Raw genomic sequence first — 19,354 nt, 5'->3', positions numbered from 1 at the left:
CAGTAAATTTGTTTATTTTAGCTTTAAGCGTTCCTGAGTTGTTGAGCCATACCAATGGACAGCACGGTCGAGCCGCGGTAATTCGGAGGCTGTGGCATGATTAATAAGGTTTTGATTTTTGTATTTTCTATAATTTATTGATTTCTATTTATGCATAGGCCAGTAATTCGCTATGTAAGTTAATGTTATGGGCACACTCGAAAGGATTGCTTGTTAAATTAGGCTGGCTAAGCGAAACGCCGACTAACGATTAGTTGTTGGGCTGCACTGCGTTTAGCCCAACCTACCTTTCTAATAGATGCCGTGGTCAAACTACAGTTCGGTTGATATGAAAGAGTAAGTCAGAGAAACGAATTGCCGTGGCTTGACCACGGCATCCATGCGATTTGTAATCTTGATAGGTTATGCAAACCTTTAACCTATACCATTATGACGTAGTAAGGCATCAATGGTAGCCGGTCTTCCTCTAAAGCTTATAAATGCTTCGCTGGCTTTTTTTGCCCCGCCTACTTCTAAAATTGCGTGCAGAAAATCACGGCCAGTTTTGGGGTTGAAAATGCCTTCTTCTTCGAAGCGGGCAAAAGCATCGCTTGAAAGGACTTCAGCCCATTTATAACTGTAATAGCCTGCTGCATAGCCACCAGCAAAAATATGGGAAAAACTATGCTGAAAACGATTATAATCGGCAATAGGTACCACAGTAGTCTGTTTACGTACTTGATCTAGCACGGTTTGGATAAAATGTGTTTGGTTAGGGGCAAACTCTTGATGAATACGAAAATCAAACAGTGAAAATTCAAGCTGGCGCATCATCGCCATGGCGGATTGGAAATTTTTAGCAGCCATGAGCTTTTCATACAAGCTAGCAGGTAGTGTTTCTTTCGTTTCAACATGTTCAGTCAATAATTCCAGCGCACTTTTTTCCCAACACCAATTTTCAAAAAATTGACTCGGTAATTCTACTGCATCCCATTCTACGCCATGAATACCTGAGACATCTAAATACTCAACACGGGTCAGAACATGATGGAGGCAGTGGCCAAGCTCATGAAATAAAGTTGATAATTCATCATGCGATAAGGTAGCTACTTTATTGGCACTGGGTTTAGCAAAATTACACGTTAACGTAGCTATAGGTGGCTGAATATTATTGCCATTTAAACGGCGACGGCTTTGCATAGAATCCATCCATGCCCCACCACGTTTATTTTGCCTGGCAAATAAATCCATATAGATAAAACCACGCACCTCATTGGCTTCATCGGTTAACCGATAACAAATAACATCAGGGTGCCAGGTATCGACATTAGGTACGACATCAAGGCGAATACCATATAAACGCTCAATAATTGTAAATAAGCCGGACATGACTTTATTTAATGGAAAATAAGGGCGTAAATCTTCTTGCGATAGATCGTAATGCTTATGGCGCATTTTTTCAGATAAATAGGCAATGTCCCAGGGTTCAATATGCTCTAATCGATATTGTTCTTTGGCAAATTGTTTTAAACTTGTTATATCTTGTTGCGCTTGGGCATGGGCACGGCTTGCTAAATCCAATAAAAACTGCACTACATCTGTAGTTGATGAAGCCATTTTAGTGGCTAAGGATAATTCCGCATAATTAGCAAAACCCAATAATTGCGCTTTTTCATGGCGCAGAGCTAACATTTCATCAATAATAGCACTATTGTCAAAATGACCAGCATAAGGGCCTTGATCGGATGCTCTGGTCACATAGGCATAATAAAACTCTTCGCGTAACGACCGATCATCGGCATAAGTAATGACAGCTAAATAGCTTGGAAATTCCAAATTTAAAACCCAGCCGTCTAATCCTTCTTCAATAGCCAACTCTCTTGCAGTATGCAGAGCATGTTCTGGCAATCCTTTTAATCTGCGAACATCGGTCACATGCACGCTAAACGCTTGTGTTGCATCTAATACATTATTTTCAAATTGGTTAGAAATCTCAGAAAGACGAGTTTGAATAGCTTCAAATCGTTCTTTATTTTCTTTCGATAAAGCAACACCTGACAATTCAAAATCACGCAGCGCATCAGTCACGATTTTTTGTTGAATAATATTTAAATCTTCTTCATCAATTGAGCGAATCGCGTCATATAATGCTTTGTTGTGGCCAATTGCAGCTTCATAAGCAGAAAGTTTCGGCAAGCAGGCTTGATAACAGTCGCGTAGGGTTTTAGAATTTACCACAGCATGCAAATGCGACATAGGCGACCAAAACTTTTCCAAAGCGTCGTCTAAATCCTCAAGCGGTTGCATTAAATTCTCCCAGGTAAAGGGCCCTGGCTGCGCTAGCAATTTAGTAATTTTTTGCAAATTTTGCTGCAATAACGCATCTAATCGTTCAACAAATGTCTCAAGCTTAAGATCGCTAAAAGTGGGTAGGTGAGCCTGTGGCATAATTTTTCTCGGTAAAAAGAAAAAAATTGTAGCATTATCTTCTATCTCACTCCATGCTTATCAAAACTGCGGAAACGAAAAAGTGACAGGGTCTAATTCTGGCTCTGCTTCTTTATCTAAGTTTTCTGAATCTATTAATTTACTACGCTCTTTTGTGCCTTGAGAAAAGAAACTATGCGTAACTAACACAGACGATTTTTCTGCTAATTTATTAATTTCTTTTGCTGGTTCTTGCGCCTCAATGGCTTGCCACACGAGATAGCCTGTCACGGTAATGGCCAGAACAAGCAAAGCGCTAATAACAGGAACAATACCCATCGTTGCAAATAAAGGCAGAGCAAGCGAGGCTGCTACAAAGAGGGCCGTCGTACTGCATATCCCAAATATTACCTTTTTATATTCATAATTGATTCTTTCATCTAACTGCTTTTGATATTCATAAATTTCTACCAAGTCTTCTGGTGAGCCTTCTTTTCTAATCTGCTCAGCAAGCTTTTCATAGTCATTTCTTAATTGTTGTAAGCGCTTAATTTCGACAGCAGCTTTGATAGTTGCTAAAAGGATGTCATAGGCAAAAAGTGCAACATTAAGATAGATACCAAACGGTGCTAAGGCGCCTACCAAAACAAAGCAATTTAAAAACCCGCCTGTCATCCAAGCGATATCATTAAAGAGTTCAAACCACCGACGATTTAATTGCGCATTTAATCGCGCAGTCCAGCCTAAGTTTTTTTCCTCCTCACTCATCCAAAAACCAGGCAGTAAATGTTTAAATAATAAAAAAAGGTTCGTAGACAAGCGTGGAATAAAAAATACCCAACCTAGGTAAGCAAAAAAGGGATTAGCATATTTATTGAAAGTCTTCATTGACTCACAAAACAATTCAAATTCTTTCGCTACAGGAACAATCGTATCTAATACACGCTTGCTGCGAATGATAATAAGGCGTGGCCAATTTACTTTTTTGACGTTGCCGCGAACTTTTTGCGTCAGATTATTAGAAGACTCAATATCAAGTGGCGAGATATCGGGAAATTTAATACCTGCTTGTTGAAGTAGTTGGCGATAAATTTTTTGCTCATTTTGTAAACGCGTTACTTCGCGTGGCACGTTTAAGTAATATTGATATAAATGAGCTAATAACTCAGAGAGCATCAGCGCTGTAATTAATTCTTCCTTTAATTGCTCCTGGTTATAATTTGCACGTGTATAATTATGCACTAATTGAGTACAGAGCACGCTGTACTGTAAATCCAGCAAGGCGTATTTATTGTTTTTAACTAAAGGAATAAAAAACTCTTTTTTCTTAGCCTTTATTTTATCACGCAGGTTCCATATTAATTTCTCTTTATCCAATGGCGTGATTTTTATTGTTTCTTGCAGGTGGCGCATTACAGCTGTCATACTACTCCTGAAAGTATTGGCAACGCAAAATTGTCACCAATTTTGACATTAATTTCAATAAATGGGCTTTATTTAAACATATTTTATTTTTAAAATCACTTTAATCGCTAAGCGGGTAATATAGGCAAGCGATTTCAAAGTTGAGCCAGCTAAAATTTGCTTAATTTAAGGATAAAAAATACTTTTTATAGACAATTAGATTATAATATTTACTAATGTAGTAACTTGCTGAATGATAACTTCTGAGCGACAATAACCACTTTGCTGATAACCTAAGAGAATAAATGAGTTTTACAGACGAATTAGCAAACGCAATTCGCGTTTTAAGTATTGATGCTGTTGAGCAAGCCCAGTCAGGTCATCCTGGGATGCCTTTAGGTATGGCAGATATTGCAACCGTTCTATGGCAAAAATTTTTAAAACACAGCCCAAGTAATCCTTACTGGTTTGACCGTGACAGGTTTGTGCTATCAAATGGTCATGGCTCGATGCTTCTTTATTCTTTATTACACTTAACAGGTTATAATTTAACAATTAATGACTTAAAGCATTTTCGTAAACTTCACTCTAAAACACCAGGTCATCCTGAGCATGCTGATACCCCTGGCGTTGAAACAACAACAGGCCCACTTGCTCAAGGCTTAGCAAATGCCGTAGGTATGGCTATTGCGGAAAAAGTTTTAGCTAAGCAATTCAACCAACCAGGCTTAGAATTAGTTAATCATTTTACCTATGCCTTCATTGGTGATGGCTGTTTAATGGAAGGCTTATCGCATGAAGTTTGCTCGCTCGCCGGAACCTTAGAGCTAGGGAAATTAATCGTTTTTTATGATGACAATGGCATTTCCATTGATGGTAAAGTTGACGCTTGGTTTACAGATGATACAGCGAGTCGCTTTAGGGCTTATAATTGGCATGTTATTGAGCAAATAGATGGGCATGATCCCGATGCGATTGAAGAGGCCATTAAAAAAGCACGTACGGAAACAGGCAAACCTAGTTTAATTATTTGTAGAACAATTATTGGGTATGGCTCTCCAGTTGCCGGTAGTGAAAAATGTCATGGCTCACCCTTAGGCAATACTAATATTGAACAAGTACGTGTGAAATTAGGCTGGTCACATGAGCCTTTTACCATTCCTGATACCATTTATGCCCAATGGAGTCATATCGAACAAGGTAAACACGAAGAAAATAATTGGCTAGTGCTATGTCAACGTTATGAGCAGCAACATAGTGAGCTATATCAAGAATTTTTACGACGTATTAATGGCGATTTACCAGATACTTGGGATACCTTAGGCCAAGATTTTATTAATGAATGCCGTTTACAAGATAAAGCCATGGCAACTCGTAAGAGTTCGCAAGCCTGTATTGAACATTTTGCTAAATTTCTTCCTGAAATGTTAGGTGGCTCTGCTGATTTAACCAGTTCAAACAATACCAATTGGTCAGGCACTAAGCCTATCACCGCTCAAGACAGCTCAGGGAATTATCTTTTTTATGGTGTGCGGGAATTTGGCATGGCAGCCATTATGAATGGCTTAGCACTGCATGGTGGATTCATTCCCTATGGCGGCACCTTTTTAGTCTTTGCTGATTATGCGCGTAATGCTATTCGCTTAAGCGCCTTAATGAAGCAGCGCGTTATCTATGTTTTTACCCATGATTCCATTGGGTTAGGTGAAGATGGCCCAACGCATCAACCGGTTGAGCATGCAGCAATGCTGCGCATGACGCCTAATTTGCAAGTTTGGCGACCTGCGGACTTAACTGAAACTGCTGTCGCTTGGTATTGTGCTCTCAGTCATCATACAGGCCCATCGGCTTTATTGCTGTCTCGGCAAAATCTACCGGCTTTAAAACATCAGGCGGACGCTTTTGAAAGCATTAGTCGTGGCGGTTATATCATTGCTGATTGCGAAGGTAGGCCAGAGATTATTCTGTTAGCAACAGGCTCTGAAGTACAAATAGCAATAGCGGCAGCAAATCAATTAAGCCAACAAGGGAAAAAAATTCGAGTTGTTTCTATGCCTTGTTGTGAGCGTTTTCTTGCAGAAGATAGAGGCTACCAAGAACATGTTTTACCCAATGCTGTTCGTAAACGGGTTGCTATTGAAGCAGCAGCAACTAACTATTGGTATCGCTTTGTTGGCTTAGATGGCGCGGTAATTGGGTTAGATCGCTTTGGGGTATCTGCACCAGCTGAAGAAGCTTATGCTTACTTAGGCATTACAATAGAACATTTAATTAGTGTTATTAACAAACTTTAATCAAATTACATTAGCCCTCGTCCATAACCGGTCGCTTTTGCTTTAGTGCAAGGCATAAAGGTTCGAGAAGCGGCGTTTACATTGAGTAAATGTTAAGCCGCAGAACCATTTATAACGTCGCAATAAAGCAAAAGATGGCAGTTAGGTAAGAGGTCTATGGAATCTTTCATTCTGGAGAAGTAATATGGCTCTGCGAGTTGCAATTAATGGCTACGGACGTATTGGCCGCTGTATTTTACGTGCGATTTATGAATCTGGTCGCCAAAATGAATTTAATATTGTTGCTATTAATGACTTATCTAGTATTCAAGCAATAGCGCACCTGACTCGTTATGACACCACCCATGGTCGTTTTAATCATGAAGTCAACGTTGAGGATGATCAATTTTTAATAGACGGACAAGCTATTCGTGTTCTTGCTGAACGCGATCCTAAAGCATTACCTTGGAAAGAGTTAAATGTTGATATCGTTTTAGAATGCACAGGCTTATTTACCACCCGTGAAAAAGCAATTCAACACATTGATGCCGGTGCCCGCAAAGTATTAATTTCTGCACCAGGAAAAGACGTTGATGCAACGATTGTTTATGGGGTAAATCACCAAACCTTACGCACAAGCGATACTATTGTTTCTAATGCCTCGTGTACCACTAACTGCTTAGCACCTGTTATTAAACCTTTGCATGAAGCGCTAGGGATTGAGCATGGTTTAGTAAACACAATTCATGCTTATACCAATGATCAGATGTTACTTGATGGTAGCCACAGTGATCTAAGACGAGCACGTGCAGCTGCTCATTCAATTATTCCTACAAAAACAGGCGCAGCTTCAGCTGTTGGCTTAGTTTTACCTGAATTAAATGGTAAGTTAGATGGCTTCGCAATGCGGGTTCCGACACTCAATGTGTCAGTCATTGACTTAACGTTCACTACAAAGCGAAATACGAATGCAGATGAAGTGAATGATATTATGCGTCGTGCTAAAAGTGATATTTTACATATTAACGATGAGCCTTTAGTTTCTTGTGATTTTAATCACTGCCGAGCCTCTGCTATTTTTGATACCAATGAGACAAAAGTACTGGGTAATTTAGTGAAAGTGGTTGCTTGGTATGATAATGAATGGGGTTTTTCAAATCGCATGCTTGATACTGCTAGCTGTATGATGAGTTGTTAAAGGATGTAATCATGAATTTGATCAAAATGAGCGATTTAGATTTGCGTAATAAACGCGTCTTAATTCGCGAAGATTTAAATGTGCCTATTAAAGATGGGATCATTACCAGTGATCAGCGATTACAAGCAGCGCTGCCCACATTACAAAACGCACTTGATGCAGGCGCTGCTGTTATTGTTCTATCTCATTTAGGGCGCCCTGAAGAGGGAAAATTTGAAAAACGCTTCTCTCTTGAGCCAGTTGCTGACTATCTGGCTAAGCATTTAAATGCGCCGGTGCGATTTGAACAAGATTATTTACAGGGTCTCTCTATCAATTCTGGTGAATTAGTCGTTTGTGAAAATGTACGTTTTAATAGTGGCGAAAAAAATAACGATGAGCAACTTGCAAAGCAATTAGCTTCGTTATGCGATATTTTTATTATGGATGCTTTTGGCACTGCGCATCGCGCGCAAGCATCTACCTATGGTATTGCAAAATTTGCGCCCATCGCTGCAGCAGGTCCTTTACTGGTGCGTGAACTAGAAGCGGTAGAAACAGTCATGAAAGACCCTGCAAAGCCAATTGTGGCAATTGTGGGCGGTGCAAAAGTATCCACTAAATTGACACTGCTTAGGCATTTGGCAGAGATGGTTGATTACCTCATTCCTGGCGGTGGTATTGCTAATACTTTTTTAAGAGCGCAAGGCTATGAAATAGGTTTATCACTTTGTGAAGATGATTTACTTGATGAGGCACGAGCAATTTTAGAATTAGCGGCTCACCATGGCTGTCAGATTGTTTTACCAACTGATGTGGTTGTTGGTAAATCGTTTAATGAAAACTGCCCTGCTTTTAATAAATCGCTTACAAATGTTGCCAGCGATGACATGATTATGGATATTGGTCCTGATACAGTTGGGCGTTACTTAGATATTATTGATGAGGCTAAAACAATTATTTGGAATGGCCCCGTAGGTGTCTTTGAATTTGCTCAATTTTCATATGGCACCCGAGCCATAGCTATCGCGATTGCAGATAGTGACGCTTTTTCAATTGCTGGCGGTGGGGATACATTAGCTGCTATTGATCAATATAATTTAACGGAACAACTATCATATATCTCCACGGGTGGTGGCGCATTTCTTGAGTGCCTTGAAGGAAAAACCTTGCCATCTGTGGCTATCTTGGAAGAACGAGCTTATGCTACATCGACGAACTAAAATTGTTGCTACCCTGGGTCCTGCATGCAGCCAAGCTGATACATTACGTGCTATTTTAGCGGCGGGTGTTGATGTATTAAGGGTTAACTTTTCGCACGCTGATCAATCAGTCTTAACGACTATCACAACAGCACGCGCCATTGCATATGAATTAAATCGACCATTAGCAGTCATGGCGGATTTACAAGGGCCTAAGTTGCGAGTTGGTAAATTTCACTCAAACCAAATCAACCTTGTTCCTAACCAGCAATTTATTCTTGATTGCGCAACCAAAGAGCTAGGAGATGACACATTTGTAGGAGTAAGTTACTCAGCTCTCTGTCATGAAGTCGCCCCTGGAGACACGCTATTACTTAATGACGGGCTAATTGAATTAAAGGTAACAAGTGTAGAAGCACCGCGTATTTTTTGTAAAGTCATCGAAGGTGGCATTCTAAAAAATAATAAAGGTTTAAACCGCAAAGGTGGCGGGCTAGCTGCTCGGGCGCTTACAGATAAAGATAGAGAGGATATTCACACGGCTGTTGAAATGGCTGTTGATTATCTTACCCTTTCATTTGTGCAAGATGAGTCGGACATTGCCGAGGCACGTCAAATACTAGATAAGCTCAATGCACCGAATATACCTATTATTGCTAAAATAGAACGCACTGAAGCGCTGCACAATTTAGCAGAAATTATTAATGCATCTGACGCTGTTATGGTCGCGCGTGGTGACTTAGGTGTTGAAATCGGTGAAGCAGAAGTGCCTGCTATTCAGAAGAAAATTATTGAGCAAGCAAGGCGACTTGATAAAGTTGTCATTACAGCCACGCAGATGATGGAATCGATGATTTATCAACCACAGCCTACGCGGGCCGAAGTATCAGATGTTGCTAACGCTATTCTCGATGGCACAGATGCTGTGATGCTTTCCGCAGAAACGGCCACTGGGCAATATCCGGTGAAGGTGGTTGAAATGGTTAATAAGATTTGCTTAAGTGCCGAAAAGCATGCGGCGTTTCTTTATACTAAGCCAGAAAAAGACACCGGCCACTATGACCGGGCTGACCAAGCAATTGCTATGGCGACCATGTATACTGCTAATCATTTTCCTATTGAAGCCATTGTTGCTTTAACTGAATCAGGTGCTAGTGCCGTATGGATGTCGCGCCATCAAAGTAAAGTACCAATTTATGCTATCAGTGCTAATCCTAGAACAGTTAATAAACTAAGTTTGGTAAATAATATTTTCCCAATATTATATGATTTTCATCCTTTATCATTGGACATTATTAAAAAAACCGTCGTAAATCACTTAATTAAATTAAAGTTGTTAAAAGTTAATTCTTTTGTGTTATTAACCCGTGGCCAAGTGATAGGTGAAGCAGGCGGTACTAACTGCATGGAAATCATTCAAGTGACAGAAAGTGATAGTAGGTAGCATTTGCCCTTAAGCCATTAAATCCTATATAGTGGTATCTTATGGAAACCACTTATAATAGGAAGTTATGAAAAAACTATTCGCTCACGTAGCTTTTTTATTAGCAGTACAGCCTGCCTATACCATGCCCTGCTCTTTTGATGAAACTAAGCAATGCAGCTTAGTGAGAAATATTTTAACTGATCAAAATGAAGAGGGCTTAAATTATTACGCACCTACTAATTACGACCATAGAAAATCAGGCGAAATTAACGTCTATGATGCAACGTTTGTGTCTCGTTATTGTGATGAAGTCAATGCGCCAGGCCAGTTGCAATTAATGGCAACTAAAGTGAATAACAATTATTGGAAAGCGGGTGAAATAATGACCCGCAGGAATCTTACTTCCCCACCTTATAACGCACCTGTTGATTCTGCAGTTTGGGACACAAGTACGTTAACCCATGGCTATTTGGAAGTCGTAGCTAAGTTACCCCGCTGTGAAACAAGTGATGATGGATTGTGCGAAACACGAACAAATCCTGTTAGTTATCATAGTGGCTTATGGCCTGCTATTTGGCTTTTGCCTGCCAATGATACACAATGGCCCACGAATGGTGAAATCGATATTATGGAGGCCTACCCTAAAAACACAAGCTTTGATGTCAGTACGGCAGCACTGCATTTTAATGGCAAAGATCCAAGTTGCAATGGCGGTGATTGTCGGGGGCCGGGGTATCGATTAGTGAGTTATAAAGATACTGCAAAATTATATAGTCGTTTTCATAAATGGGGTTTTGAATGGGCTAAAGACTCGCAAAGCACTAAAAATGGCTATATTATTACCGGTTACTTCGATAATAAAAAAATTTGGGGTCCTTTAAAAACTGATTCATTACCTGCAGATGGTGCTAATGCATTAAGCCGTGGATTTAATGCCCAAGAAGGCGGGTATTACTTAATTGTTAACCTAGCCATTGGCGGCCCTTACGCAGGCCCACCAAATCCGCACATGAAAACGGCAAGTATGTTTGTGCAGAGTATTAAGAGCTATAAAGTAGTTGCTCCGACAGTTTGCAAACCACCGGTTAATATTTCCTCTAGTTACAGCAAAGATAAAAAAAGTATCACGCTTAAGTGGCAAAAACCTGAGGGAAGCCTCCCTATTACCAACTACCAAGTTAGAAATTGGCAAGAACAACCGCTTTGGGAGGGGAAAGAATTAACTTGGACAGAAACTACCCTACCAGGCAAGTCAGGAAGGTATACTTATTATCTTAATGCACGTTGTGGCGATGAGTTGTCTGAGCTTGTAAAATACGCTGTTATTATTCCTTAATTTTCTTCTGAAGCTCGCAAAGGCGAACAATTGGATTAAAGCAAATGGCTGCTTTAAGGCAAATTAAATGTAGCCTGGGTGTAGGCCCAAAGGCCTGCACCCAGGTTTCACTTCTATACCCATTACCAAAAACGGCCCGCTTGACTGACTGCTTGGTTTTCTAAGCCTGCTTCGGGCGCATTGGCTAACAATTGCTTCTCTGAGAATGCCATTGCCATTAGCTTATTCACTAAATCAACTTGGGCTGAGCTAGCATTAAAGAACGTACCAACACCTTTTCTTTCCTGCAACAGGTGGGAAGGATTATTCGAAATATAAAGCGCTAATTTTTTTAAATCATCCATTGATAATTTTTTTTCCTGTAGTGCTTTTCCTAGCTCTTCAACATAGCGAACTTTTCGCACCTCGAGTGAACTACTGCTGCTAGTGAGTTCACTTAATTGTTGATCAAAAAGCTCAGGCTTAAATTGAGCTGGCTTAAGTTTACTAAGTGATTTTTGTAGCTGCTTATAACAGTCTTGAAGATCTGGTTGATTAAAAAAAAGTTTTTGGCAGTGACATTCAAAATTAAATCGCTCCTGAGCAGAAATATCTTGACCTTTCATTAATTTCGTTAAGAATTGTTTTATTTCATAGGCATGATTAAATTCTTCTTGCTGCCTGCTACTCAAAGCCCAATTCAAGGAGAAACCATCACTATAATTAGTGTATTCAATAGGCAGTATATTTTCTAACGTTAAATATCCCTCATTTACTTTTTTCAAATTTAAAAGCACGTAGAGATTATGGTTTTCTTTATCGATTAATTGAATTTTTACAATAAAATTATTGGCGTGCTTTGAATATTCTACATATAGCTTACCGAGTTTTGCTTTAATCATTCTCTTATCTGTCGCTGGAATAATAAAATCATTGTCAGTAAAAAGGTGCTGCTCTTTTTCACTTTCAGTAATGGCTGGAAGTAAATTAATATCATAAAGTTTAGTAGGCACTCGGATTAATTTCTTCTCATATGTTTTATAGCTAAAAATAAAGAAATAATTTTGAGCTTTTAATTGATTAAAATTTAATATGCTTTTAGCCTGAGCTTCATTATTTGGTTTTACCGGAATAGCCCAAGGATTATCACGTATAAAAATATCGTTCTTAGCCGTGGTACTTAGCTCTTGCCAACCATAAGCTTCTTGACCAAATGCACACTGCTTAAGAAATTCAGTACCGATATGCTTAGCGACATAATGTGCAGCTGCAGAGCCACCGTGGCCATCATAAACCCCTAGTAAAACAGCGGTGCCTTCCTTAAGGCTTTGGACACTAACAGAAATATTATCAGTCGACTTTTCTTTTGCCCGAGTCACTAAGTACTTAGCGATCTCAGCTTCTGATTTTTGGCCAGGTTTACCATCGTTTAAACTTGATAAAACATCATGTAAATACGCTTCATGCTTTTGTCGAGATTGATTTTTGCCAGCTGCATCCGTAAAACCATCACATGCGGTAATCACTTGAATTTTTATTGCAGAGGTTGCATTTATCCCCTGGCTTTCTAAAAAAGTAGGTAGATGCAAAATATCAATCGTCGCATCAGAGCAAATTAATTTTTGCTTATTTCTTCCTAGATAACCGTAATCTCCAAGTGCGCGCGATACTGCTAAGGAACTAACTTGGCTATCTACTCTTCCTTTTATAACTACCCCCCCTAATTTAATGATGCGCTCAATTTCTTTCTTATCGGTAGGATGGTGTACCACTGAGTTTAAACGCTTAACGGCTTTAACATTCCCCTGTTCATTATACACAACGACAAAAGCAGCTGAGTCTGCTAATGTTGCTGTAATCAGATTATCTTTGCCATCAAAAACGGTGGTTGTAGCTGTTGAGCCACATTTATGGATTTTATTGCTTTTTTCAAATTCTTTATAAGACTCATCAACTAACTTGTATGATGTCCACAAACGCTTACCTATATCCTCAGGCGTAAGATAACTCATATCTTGTTTAATAACTTGCCAAACCATCGCATCTTCTTGACTTGAGCGGTGAGGAATATTTGCGGTTTCAAAACAACCAAAACCATAATGACTGTTTTCTTGCTGTACATCGTCATTACCAGGTGTCGAAATAATTACTGTGGTTTGCGCATCTAACTGTGGATCATTTTCTATCATATTTACCGCTCAACTTTAGACTATTTAAAATTACTATCACATCCCATGCGACTTGAAGCGCGGGATTTTAGCGACTGCTTTTTGCGCGTATTTAACTTAAAAAAGCAAGTAATATCAATGAGAATTTTAATTTTTTTAAAGTTAATAAATAAAAGTTAAATCACGAAAAACAGTATCTCTGCAACTGGCAACAGGCAATTTATCTAGGCTTTGCATATTGACTGATGAGTCGGTCTAAATGGTTAGAAAAATTTTGAATTTCTTTGGTACTAAGCTTATCTAATCCGCCTTGAATTAAGCCATTCTCTCTCAGCGATTCATTTAAATTACGTGTACTTAAAATCTGATTTATATTATTTGCTGAATAAAGCGTGCCCCGTGGGTTAAGTGCAAATGCCTGCTTGGTAACAGCGCGATGCGCTAAAATGATGTCGGCGGTAATTATAAGATCACGACCGTTTACATGCGCCAAAATATAGTCATCTGCTCTATCAAAACCTGCTTCAACGATAATTCGTTTAATAAACGGCGAGGATGGCATAGGCGAAAAATGGTTGGCAACCATGGTCACATAAACACAACGCTTTATAGCTGCTCGAAATAAAATTTGTTTAATTGCCTTAGGGCAGGCATCCCCATCAATCCAAATATTCATTTTTTTAACTGCAAACCTAAGAGTTAATTACATCTATCTGTTACCAACTGCGGAGACAGTAAATTTGCTAATTTACGTTTCTTTTTCAGTTTTACGGGCTAGACCTAATTTTTCTTTTAAACGAGCTATGGCACTTGGGTCATATTGGCGAGTTGTTTTTTGTTTCACGATTACCGTAGGCTTAACCGAGGTATTTAAGCTATTGGCGGTATTAAAAAGCGGGGGACGCTCAATATAGTGTAGATCAGGTTGATTATCATTTGATGTAGGGGCGTGGGTAAACTGATGATGTAATTTATTAACTTGCCTTATACCTTGAGTAGACGGTTTAATATCGGTGGGTTTACGCGTGTTGCGCACACTTTTTTCAATACGTTTTTTAATTTTAATTGCAGCACGCAAAGCTTCCTCATCCGTTACAGGCTCAACCGGGTTTCCTTCTAAGTCAACACGCATTTCTTTCGTTTTTAAACAAATTAAATAATCTAATCTTCGAGTAAATAAAACAACAGCTTCTCTAATCTTACTACGGGAAATACCTAATTTACTTGCTTTATCTGCATGCTGTAAAATATCATCCATAATCCCTGCCTTTAAAGGCCGAATACGCACTGTATTGTCAAAGGCCTGTGGAAACGTAGTGGCTAACCATGATAACGCTTCACTTTTAGCTTTTTTAGATTGATTTTTCTGTGCCTTATTAATTGCAGCCGTGCGCGGATGAAGTTCGTGCCTTCTCATGCTTGATACCTTGATTGAAGAACTTAAGTACAATGTTTGAAAATATTGTGCGATGTTAAGCTAAACTAACACATAATGCAAAATTATTATGTTCTATAGTAAAAAGACAAGTTAAATTTACCAGCAAAAATGCCTGCCTAAAGTACAATACTTAGCGGGTTATTGCAATTATTTAAACAAAATCTCGATAATAGCCATTTAAAATTTAGCGATAACAAGATCGTAGCTTTTCATTTCTATGAAATACATAATATACTTTAAAATAGTTTACCTAGTAATCTATAAAGTAGTCATTAATTTAAACAGGTAGGTGCCTAAAAATGTTAAGAAAACTGTTTTGGGGCTTTCTTGCTTTCGCTTTTCCTTGGTTGGTATTATTAATTTATGATAATCCAGGTGGTGCAATTGTCGCATTATTTATGCAAGCTACCTTATTTGGCTGGCCTCCTGCAACCATGTGGGCTATGCGTATTATACGAGAAAACCAACAGCTAGCGCAGAAGAAAAAACCGCGTTAATTTTCTTAAAACTACACGCTTAACAAAATTATTAGATTTAGGAGTTATCTATGGCAACTCGTGTTATCGTTAATGGCGCGCGTGGTAAAATGGGTTCACTTGCTTGTGAAACAATCAAAAATCACCCGGATTTTGAATTAGTTGGCGCCTTATCACGTCATGATGATTTAAGTACCGCCATTGTCAACACGAAAGCACAGATAGTCATTGATTTAACCCGAGCGGATTGTGCCTATGATAATACTTTAACTATTATTAACAGTGGTGCCCATCCAGTGATTGGTACATCAGGTTTAAACCTTAAGCAAATTAAACAGTTAGAATCCTTATGCAGTGAAAAAAAACTAGGCGGTATTATTGCACCTAATTTTTCAATTAGCGCGGTATTAATGATGAAATTTGCAGCTTACGCTGCGCGCTATCTTTCTGACGTAGAAATTATTGAAGCACACCACCCACAAAAATTTGATGCGCCATCAGGTACAGCAATGAAGACAGCAGAAATGATTGCAGCCACACGTAAAATGACCCAAACAGAATACTTAAGTCATGAATTAATAACTGGTGCACGTGGAGGAACTCATCAAGGGATCACTATTCATTCACTACGTCTACCAGGTATTATGGCAAGGCAGCAGGTTATATTTGGCGCCCCAGGAGAAACCCTAACTCTTATGCACGATAGTATTGATAGAGCGTCTTTTATGCCCGGTATTATTCTTTGCTGTCAACGAGTAAGCGAATTGCAAACACTTTATTATGGTCTTGAGCACCTATTAACGTAGTGGTTGCGCTTAGCAAAGCCATTATTACTCACATGCTATACTTAAAGCATCCAATCCTCTTTCTATGTCGTCTGGCATAGTTGGTCTTGATAATAAATACTCTCCAGTCTGCTCTGTCCATCTTTCTTCGGCAAAAGCAAATGCCTCACCCCACTCTTCAACAGTGTAATCCCCTCGACCTACATACATGAGTGCGACGAGCGTTGCCTGCTGATCAGGCCTTAGATTATTAATAGCACCAACTACTTCTTGATAAACTAAATCATCCGCATAATCAGCCAAGACATAAGAGGCATCCATATCATCAGTCATTTCAGGAAAACTTACTTCTTCTTTTGCTTGAAATTGCCTTGCTTTAATTAAAATGTCACAAATGATGCCATAATTAAGGTTTAACATACCATCCTCCTAAAATTATTGGGTCTAAAATAACCTTTTAATAGGTTAAAGTATGCGTTATATCTTTTATATTATCTTCAAATGATTTCGCTTTAATCTCCTGTAATTTTTGTAATGCATCCTTAGCTTCTGTGTTAGAGCCTGTTGAATTGTATAAATTTAATATAATGCTATATAAGGCTTTCGTCCCGCCATTTCTTAGCTCTGAGTCTTTTGGTCTGTTTAAAACGGTATGATAGATATCAGCAAGCATGCGTGTTTTAATTCCTGCAGGTAATTCTTCTAGCACTGCCACTTCATCAAATACTTGTTGTATTTTAGCAATTCCTTTAGGCGATGCATTAACAAATATTCGATAACTAAGCTGTTTCTGCCAATAACTCTTCTCGCCTATGAGTAGTTTAATTTTTTCTAAAATTTGCTCTTGGTTTTGTTCAGATAGACGCATGGCAGCAACAACACAGCGTGCATAACCAGGTTTAAGGTGAGTGGTAAGCCCTACAATACGTCTTACCTCATTATTCGTTGCTAATCTATCATCAATTTCTAATGCCTGCTTACCAGCTTTTTTCTTAATACCCTCTGTTATGTCTTTGGGCAAATAATTAGATGGGGTTTTAATACCTGCAGCACCGTCAGCACCACGCGCTGCATGCACATGCGCATGGCGAGTAACATACAAATCGGAGACAATACGCTCAAAATTTTCTCTTGCTTCCTTGCCATCGAAAAAACTTGGCCAGGCGCCATAAATTTCATGATAAATTAACATGGCATCGGTATGAATTAGCTCTAACGCTTTCCTATCTTTACCACTTACACATGAGCCATAACTTAGGCCGTTGGTATACATCATGATTAAGTTCTCAAGGGAACTTAACCATAATTCTCTTCCTCGATAATCAAATATGGTTGCAGTACCATATCCTGAGTTAAGAACATTGTAATATTCTGCGTAAAGTTGAGCTAAATCTGTTAACCGGGTCGCTAAGTTAAAAGCTAAAGGCTTAGTAGATTTTAAGGTTGTTATATAATCAAGACTCTGTTTAACTTTGTTGCTATCAAGCTCCTGCTCAACCCATAAATCTGAATTAAAAATCTCAGGAATAGCATTTTCGCTAAAAACCTGCTTGATAAAATCATCATAAGCAAAAGAGCCGACTTCTTCTGCCATCTTAGGCTTATTTATAAATTGCCTAATTGAGTTAAACGCTTTAGGGTATGCATAGGCTAAAGCCAGAAGACTCAAGATATGATTTGTGAATTGACTATCAATCCCTAATTGATCAACTTGCTTATTGATATTATGAATTAATAGTTCTTCGCGTGCCCTATTTAATATCGCTAAGCATTCTTTATTATAAGAACCTGTTTGGAGCACATATTTCGCAACATTAAGAGGGTGATTACTTGTATAAATCTCTATATCATTTAGCTCTCGACGTAGGCGCTCTGTTGCATGCCTTCGGTGTTTATCTAACAAAGGGTCAGGTAATAGTTGGCTAGGTAAAGCAATAGGGCTTATTAACGTTTGAATAAATAATGCTTGGCTTTCACCAAGGTACTTACAAATTTGCTTAACATTTCGATTGCTATGCTCTTGACCAAGATTAGCAGGCTCACGCTCTAAATCTCGTGAACTTAAGTGACTTGATCGCAACCGAGGTTTACCGAGTTTTTTTACCTTACCATTAGGGTATAAAAATAATAATTCATGTTCGCCGAAATTAGCTAATAAAGGTAAGGAACGTAAACGGCTAGGCAAGTAAGAGACAACATCTTCTACCTTTTCTGACTCTGACAAAATCTTTTTTAAAAATAATTGCTCGTAAGCTGGTAATCTTAAAAACCAATAAGGTAGGTTACAAACATCTTTGTAATTAATTAAATCAACCCGTACCAATGAATCTCTAATCTCAGTAAATTGGCTATCAATGCAGTCTATTCCCTCTTTGACAGCCCTCGATGCTAATTCTCTAAAAACTCGCTGCTGGCCATTTGATAGTTGGGAAAACCAACTAGGGACAGGAATTTTATCTTCAGCAATTGATTCTAAATCTTTAAGCAAAGGGGCAGGTTCCATATTAGCTTTAACATATTTCCAAGCCGCTTCTAAGATGGTTAAGTTACTTTTTAAAGCATTTATTGTTGATGGCTGCACTTCACTGGCGTGTATATAAATTTGTGAGATAGGCGAAAGCTCTCTAAACCACTCAGGCGTAACCCCTAAGCTATTTTCTTTAATTGCCTGCAGCTCATTTAAAGTCTCTTCTGTATAAGGAGGTAATGACTTATCCCACTGTAATATGCATTTTGACTCACCAAAGGTTGTTTCCATACTTAATGTAGCAAGATTAGGGCGCCCCTCTTGCATAATAATGTATTGCTCCGCCCTATTTAGCATTTCTATAGCGAGCTTCTTTGCTTCAGCTTCGTCTAAAGAAGCAAATTCTTTCCAATAATCAAGTAGTCCATCTATAAGAAATGCAGTAAAACGAGCAAGTACATCCTCATAGTCATGAAGGGTCTTACCTGACTCTATATTACAAGCATTTAAGCACCATGAAAGGTAAGCGTTTAATTCCTCTTTTTTAGCTTGTGATGGGACTGCTTTGGCAATGAATTGAAACGATTGAGATAAGCTTTTAATGCGTTCTGAATAACTACTTTCTAAATTAGACGCACTAGATGCATTAGTAGAATACCTTTTAATTACAAAATCTGATCCTAAGATACCTTTTAGGCTATCTAATAGCGTATTGGTAAGCTCAATCTCCTCTGCAACACGTAATATTGTTTTTTCCATAGCTACGTTTCCTTGCCTGCATTGGTTCTTTATTATTGAATAAATACTGGTACTTCAC

The 19,354-nt window shown here is 38.7% G+C and carries 14 protein-coding genes; 7 read left to right on the top strand and 7 right to left on the bottom strand.

The features are described from left to right. Window positions 1-414: 414 nt before the first annotated feature. Window positions 415-2,427 carry a M3 family metallopeptidase gene (locus tag DYE47_RS00885; protein ID WP_115301468.1) on the bottom strand — a complete coding sequence of 671 codons (2,013 nt, stop codon included), beginning with the start codon at window positions 2,425-2,427 and terminating at the stop codon, window positions 415-417. 60 nt (window positions 2,428-2,487) lie between these two features. Then, window positions 2,488-3,831, bottom strand: coding sequence for a hypothetical protein (locus DYE47_RS00880; RefSeq protein ID WP_115301467.1), 1,344 nt, complete (start codon window positions 3,829-3,831; stop codon window positions 2,488-2,490). 284 nt (window positions 3,832-4,115) lie between these two features. Here DYE47_RS00880 and tkt point away from each other — a divergent pair, with 284 nt between their 5' ends. The 5 genes from tkt (at window position 4,116) to DYE47_RS00855 (ending at window position 11,224) form a co-directional block, all read left to right on the top strand. Next, window positions 4,116-6,104, top strand: coding sequence for a transketolase (gene tkt / locus DYE47_RS00875; RefSeq protein WP_115301466.1), 1,989 nt, complete (start codon window positions 4,116-4,118; stop codon window positions 6,102-6,104). Between the two features lie 184 nt (window positions 6,105-6,288). Continuing rightward, on the top strand, window positions 6,289-7,281 hold the full coding sequence (gene gap / locus DYE47_RS00870) for a type I glyceraldehyde-3-phosphate dehydrogenase (RefSeq protein WP_115301465.1): 993 nt from the start codon (window positions 6,289-6,291) through the stop codon (window positions 7,279-7,281). Window positions 7,282-7,292: 11 nt separating this feature from the next. Continuing rightward, a complete protein-coding gene (locus DYE47_RS00865) occupies window positions 7,293-8,483 on the top strand; it encodes a phosphoglycerate kinase (RefSeq protein WP_115301464.1) in 1,191 nt (396 codons plus the stop codon). Next, a complete protein-coding gene (gene pyk / locus DYE47_RS00860; RefSeq protein WP_115301463.1) occupies window positions 8,464-9,906 on the top strand; it encodes a pyruvate kinase in 1,443 nt (480 codons plus the stop codon). The genes DYE47_RS00865 and pyk overlap by 20 nt, the downstream gene beginning before the upstream one ends. Before the next feature lie 67 nt (window positions 9,907-9,973). Beyond that, on the top strand, window positions 9,974-11,224 hold the full coding sequence (locus tag DYE47_RS00855; protein ID WP_115301462.1) for a glycoside hydrolase family 16 protein: 1,251 nt from the start codon (window positions 9,974-9,976) through the stop codon (window positions 11,222-11,224). Window positions 11,225-11,346: 122 nt separating this feature from the next. Here the strand turns inward: DYE47_RS00855 and DYE47_RS00850 are convergent, their stop codons facing one another. The 3 genes from DYE47_RS00850 to DYE47_RS00840 all read right to left on the bottom strand — a co-directional run bounded on the left by DYE47_RS00850 (window position 11,347) and on the right by DYE47_RS00840 (window position 14,788). Beyond that, window positions 11,347-13,392 (bottom strand): PP2C family serine/threonine-protein phosphatase, encoded by a 2,046-nt coding sequence (locus DYE47_RS00850; protein ID WP_115301461.1) that lies wholly within the window; start codon window positions 13,390-13,392, stop codon window positions 11,347-11,349. A 199-nt stretch (window positions 13,393-13,591) separates the two neighbouring features. Continuing rightward, window positions 13,592-14,047 carry a YaiI/YqxD family protein gene (locus tag DYE47_RS00845; RefSeq protein ID WP_115301460.1) on the bottom strand — a complete coding sequence of 152 codons (456 nt, stop codon included), beginning with the start codon at window positions 14,045-14,047 and terminating at the stop codon, window positions 13,592-13,594. A 72-nt stretch (window positions 14,048-14,119) separates the two neighbouring features. After that, window positions 14,120-14,788 carry a ProQ/FinO family protein gene (locus tag DYE47_RS00840; RefSeq protein ID WP_115301459.1) on the bottom strand — a complete coding sequence of 223 codons (669 nt, stop codon included), beginning with the start codon at window positions 14,786-14,788 and terminating at the stop codon, window positions 14,120-14,122. Window positions 14,789-15,108: 320 nt separating this feature from the next. Here DYE47_RS00840 and DYE47_RS00835 point away from each other — a divergent pair, with 320 nt between their 5' ends. Next, window positions 15,109-15,306 carry a hypothetical protein gene (locus DYE47_RS00835; protein WP_115301458.1) on the top strand — a complete coding sequence of 66 codons (198 nt, stop codon included), beginning with the start codon at window positions 15,109-15,111 and terminating at the stop codon, window positions 15,304-15,306. 50 nt (window positions 15,307-15,356) lie between these two features. Continuing rightward, the gene (dapB, locus tag DYE47_RS00830) at window positions 15,357-16,091 is read left to right on the top strand and encodes a 4-hydroxy-tetrahydrodipicolinate reductase (protein WP_115301457.1); all 735 of its coding nucleotides are present in this window, start codon (window positions 15,357-15,359) and stop codon (window positions 16,089-16,091) included. A 24-nt stretch (window positions 16,092-16,115) separates the two neighbouring features. Here dapB and DYE47_RS00825 read toward each other — a convergent pair whose 3' ends face one another. Beyond that, window positions 16,116-16,490, bottom strand: a complete 375-nt coding sequence (locus tag DYE47_RS00825; RefSeq protein ID WP_115301456.1) for a DUF3775 domain-containing protein — start codon at window positions 16,488-16,490, stop codon at window positions 16,116-16,118. 37 nt (window positions 16,491-16,527) lie between these two features. After that, window positions 16,528-19,296 carry a Dot/Icm T4SS effector PI-3-phosphatase SidP gene (gene sidP, locus DYE47_RS00820; RefSeq protein WP_115301455.1) on the bottom strand — a complete coding sequence of 923 codons (2,769 nt, stop codon included), beginning with the start codon at window positions 19,294-19,296 and terminating at the stop codon, window positions 16,528-16,530. Window positions 19,297-19,354: the final 58 nt, after the last annotated feature.

The organism is Legionella beliardensis (genome assembly GCF_900452395.1).
GTDB lineage: Bacteria > Pseudomonadota > Gammaproteobacteria > Legionellales > Legionellaceae > Legionella_C > Legionella_C beliardensis.
The sequence above is the reverse complement of the archived record's forward strand: the minus strand, read 5'-3'. Positions and strand labels throughout refer to the sequence as shown.

Coding starts and splice junctions, on each gene's coding strand:
- DYE47_RS00885 (WP_115301468.1), bottom strand. CDS start 2,427: ATGCCACAGGCTCACCTACCCACTTTTAGCGATCTTAAGCTTGAGACA.
- DYE47_RS00880 (WP_115301467.1), bottom strand. CDS start 3,831: ATGACAGCTGTAATGCGCCACCTGCAAGAAACAATAAAAATCACGCCA.
- tkt (WP_115301466.1), top strand. CDS start 4,116: ATGAGTTTTACAGACGAATTAGCAAACGCAATTCGCGTTTTAAGTATT.
- gap (WP_115301465.1), top strand. CDS start 6,289: ATGGCTCTGCGAGTTGCAATTAATGGCTACGGACGTATTGGCCGCTGT.
- DYE47_RS00865 (WP_115301464.1), top strand. CDS start 7,293: ATGAATTTGATCAAAATGAGCGATTTAGATTTGCGTAATAAACGCGTC.
- pyk (WP_115301463.1), top strand. CDS start 8,464: ATGCTACATCGACGAACTAAAATTGTTGCTACCCTGGGTCCTGCATGC.
- DYE47_RS00855 (WP_115301462.1), top strand. CDS start 9,974: ATGAAAAAACTATTCGCTCACGTAGCTTTTTTATTAGCAGTACAGCCT.
- DYE47_RS00850 (WP_115301461.1), bottom strand. CDS start 13,392: ATGATAGAAAATGATCCACAGTTAGATGCGCAAACCACAGTAATTATT.
- DYE47_RS00845 (WP_115301460.1), bottom strand. CDS start 14,047: ATGAATATTTGGATTGATGGGGATGCCTGCCCTAAGGCAATTAAACAA.
- DYE47_RS00840 (WP_115301459.1), bottom strand. CDS start 14,788: ATGAGAAGGCACGAACTTCATCCGCGCACGGCTGCAATTAATAAGGCA.
- DYE47_RS00835 (WP_115301458.1), top strand. CDS start 15,109: ATGTTAAGAAAACTGTTTTGGGGCTTTCTTGCTTTCGCTTTTCCTTGG.
- dapB (WP_115301457.1), top strand. CDS start 15,357: ATGGCAACTCGTGTTATCGTTAATGGCGCGCGTGGTAAAATGGGTTCA.
- DYE47_RS00825 (WP_115301456.1), bottom strand. CDS start 16,490: ATGTTAAACCTTAATTATGGCATCATTTGTGACATTTTAATTAAAGCA.
- sidP (WP_115301455.1), bottom strand. CDS start 19,296: ATGGAAAAAACAATATTACGTGTTGCAGAGGAGATTGAGCTTACCAAT.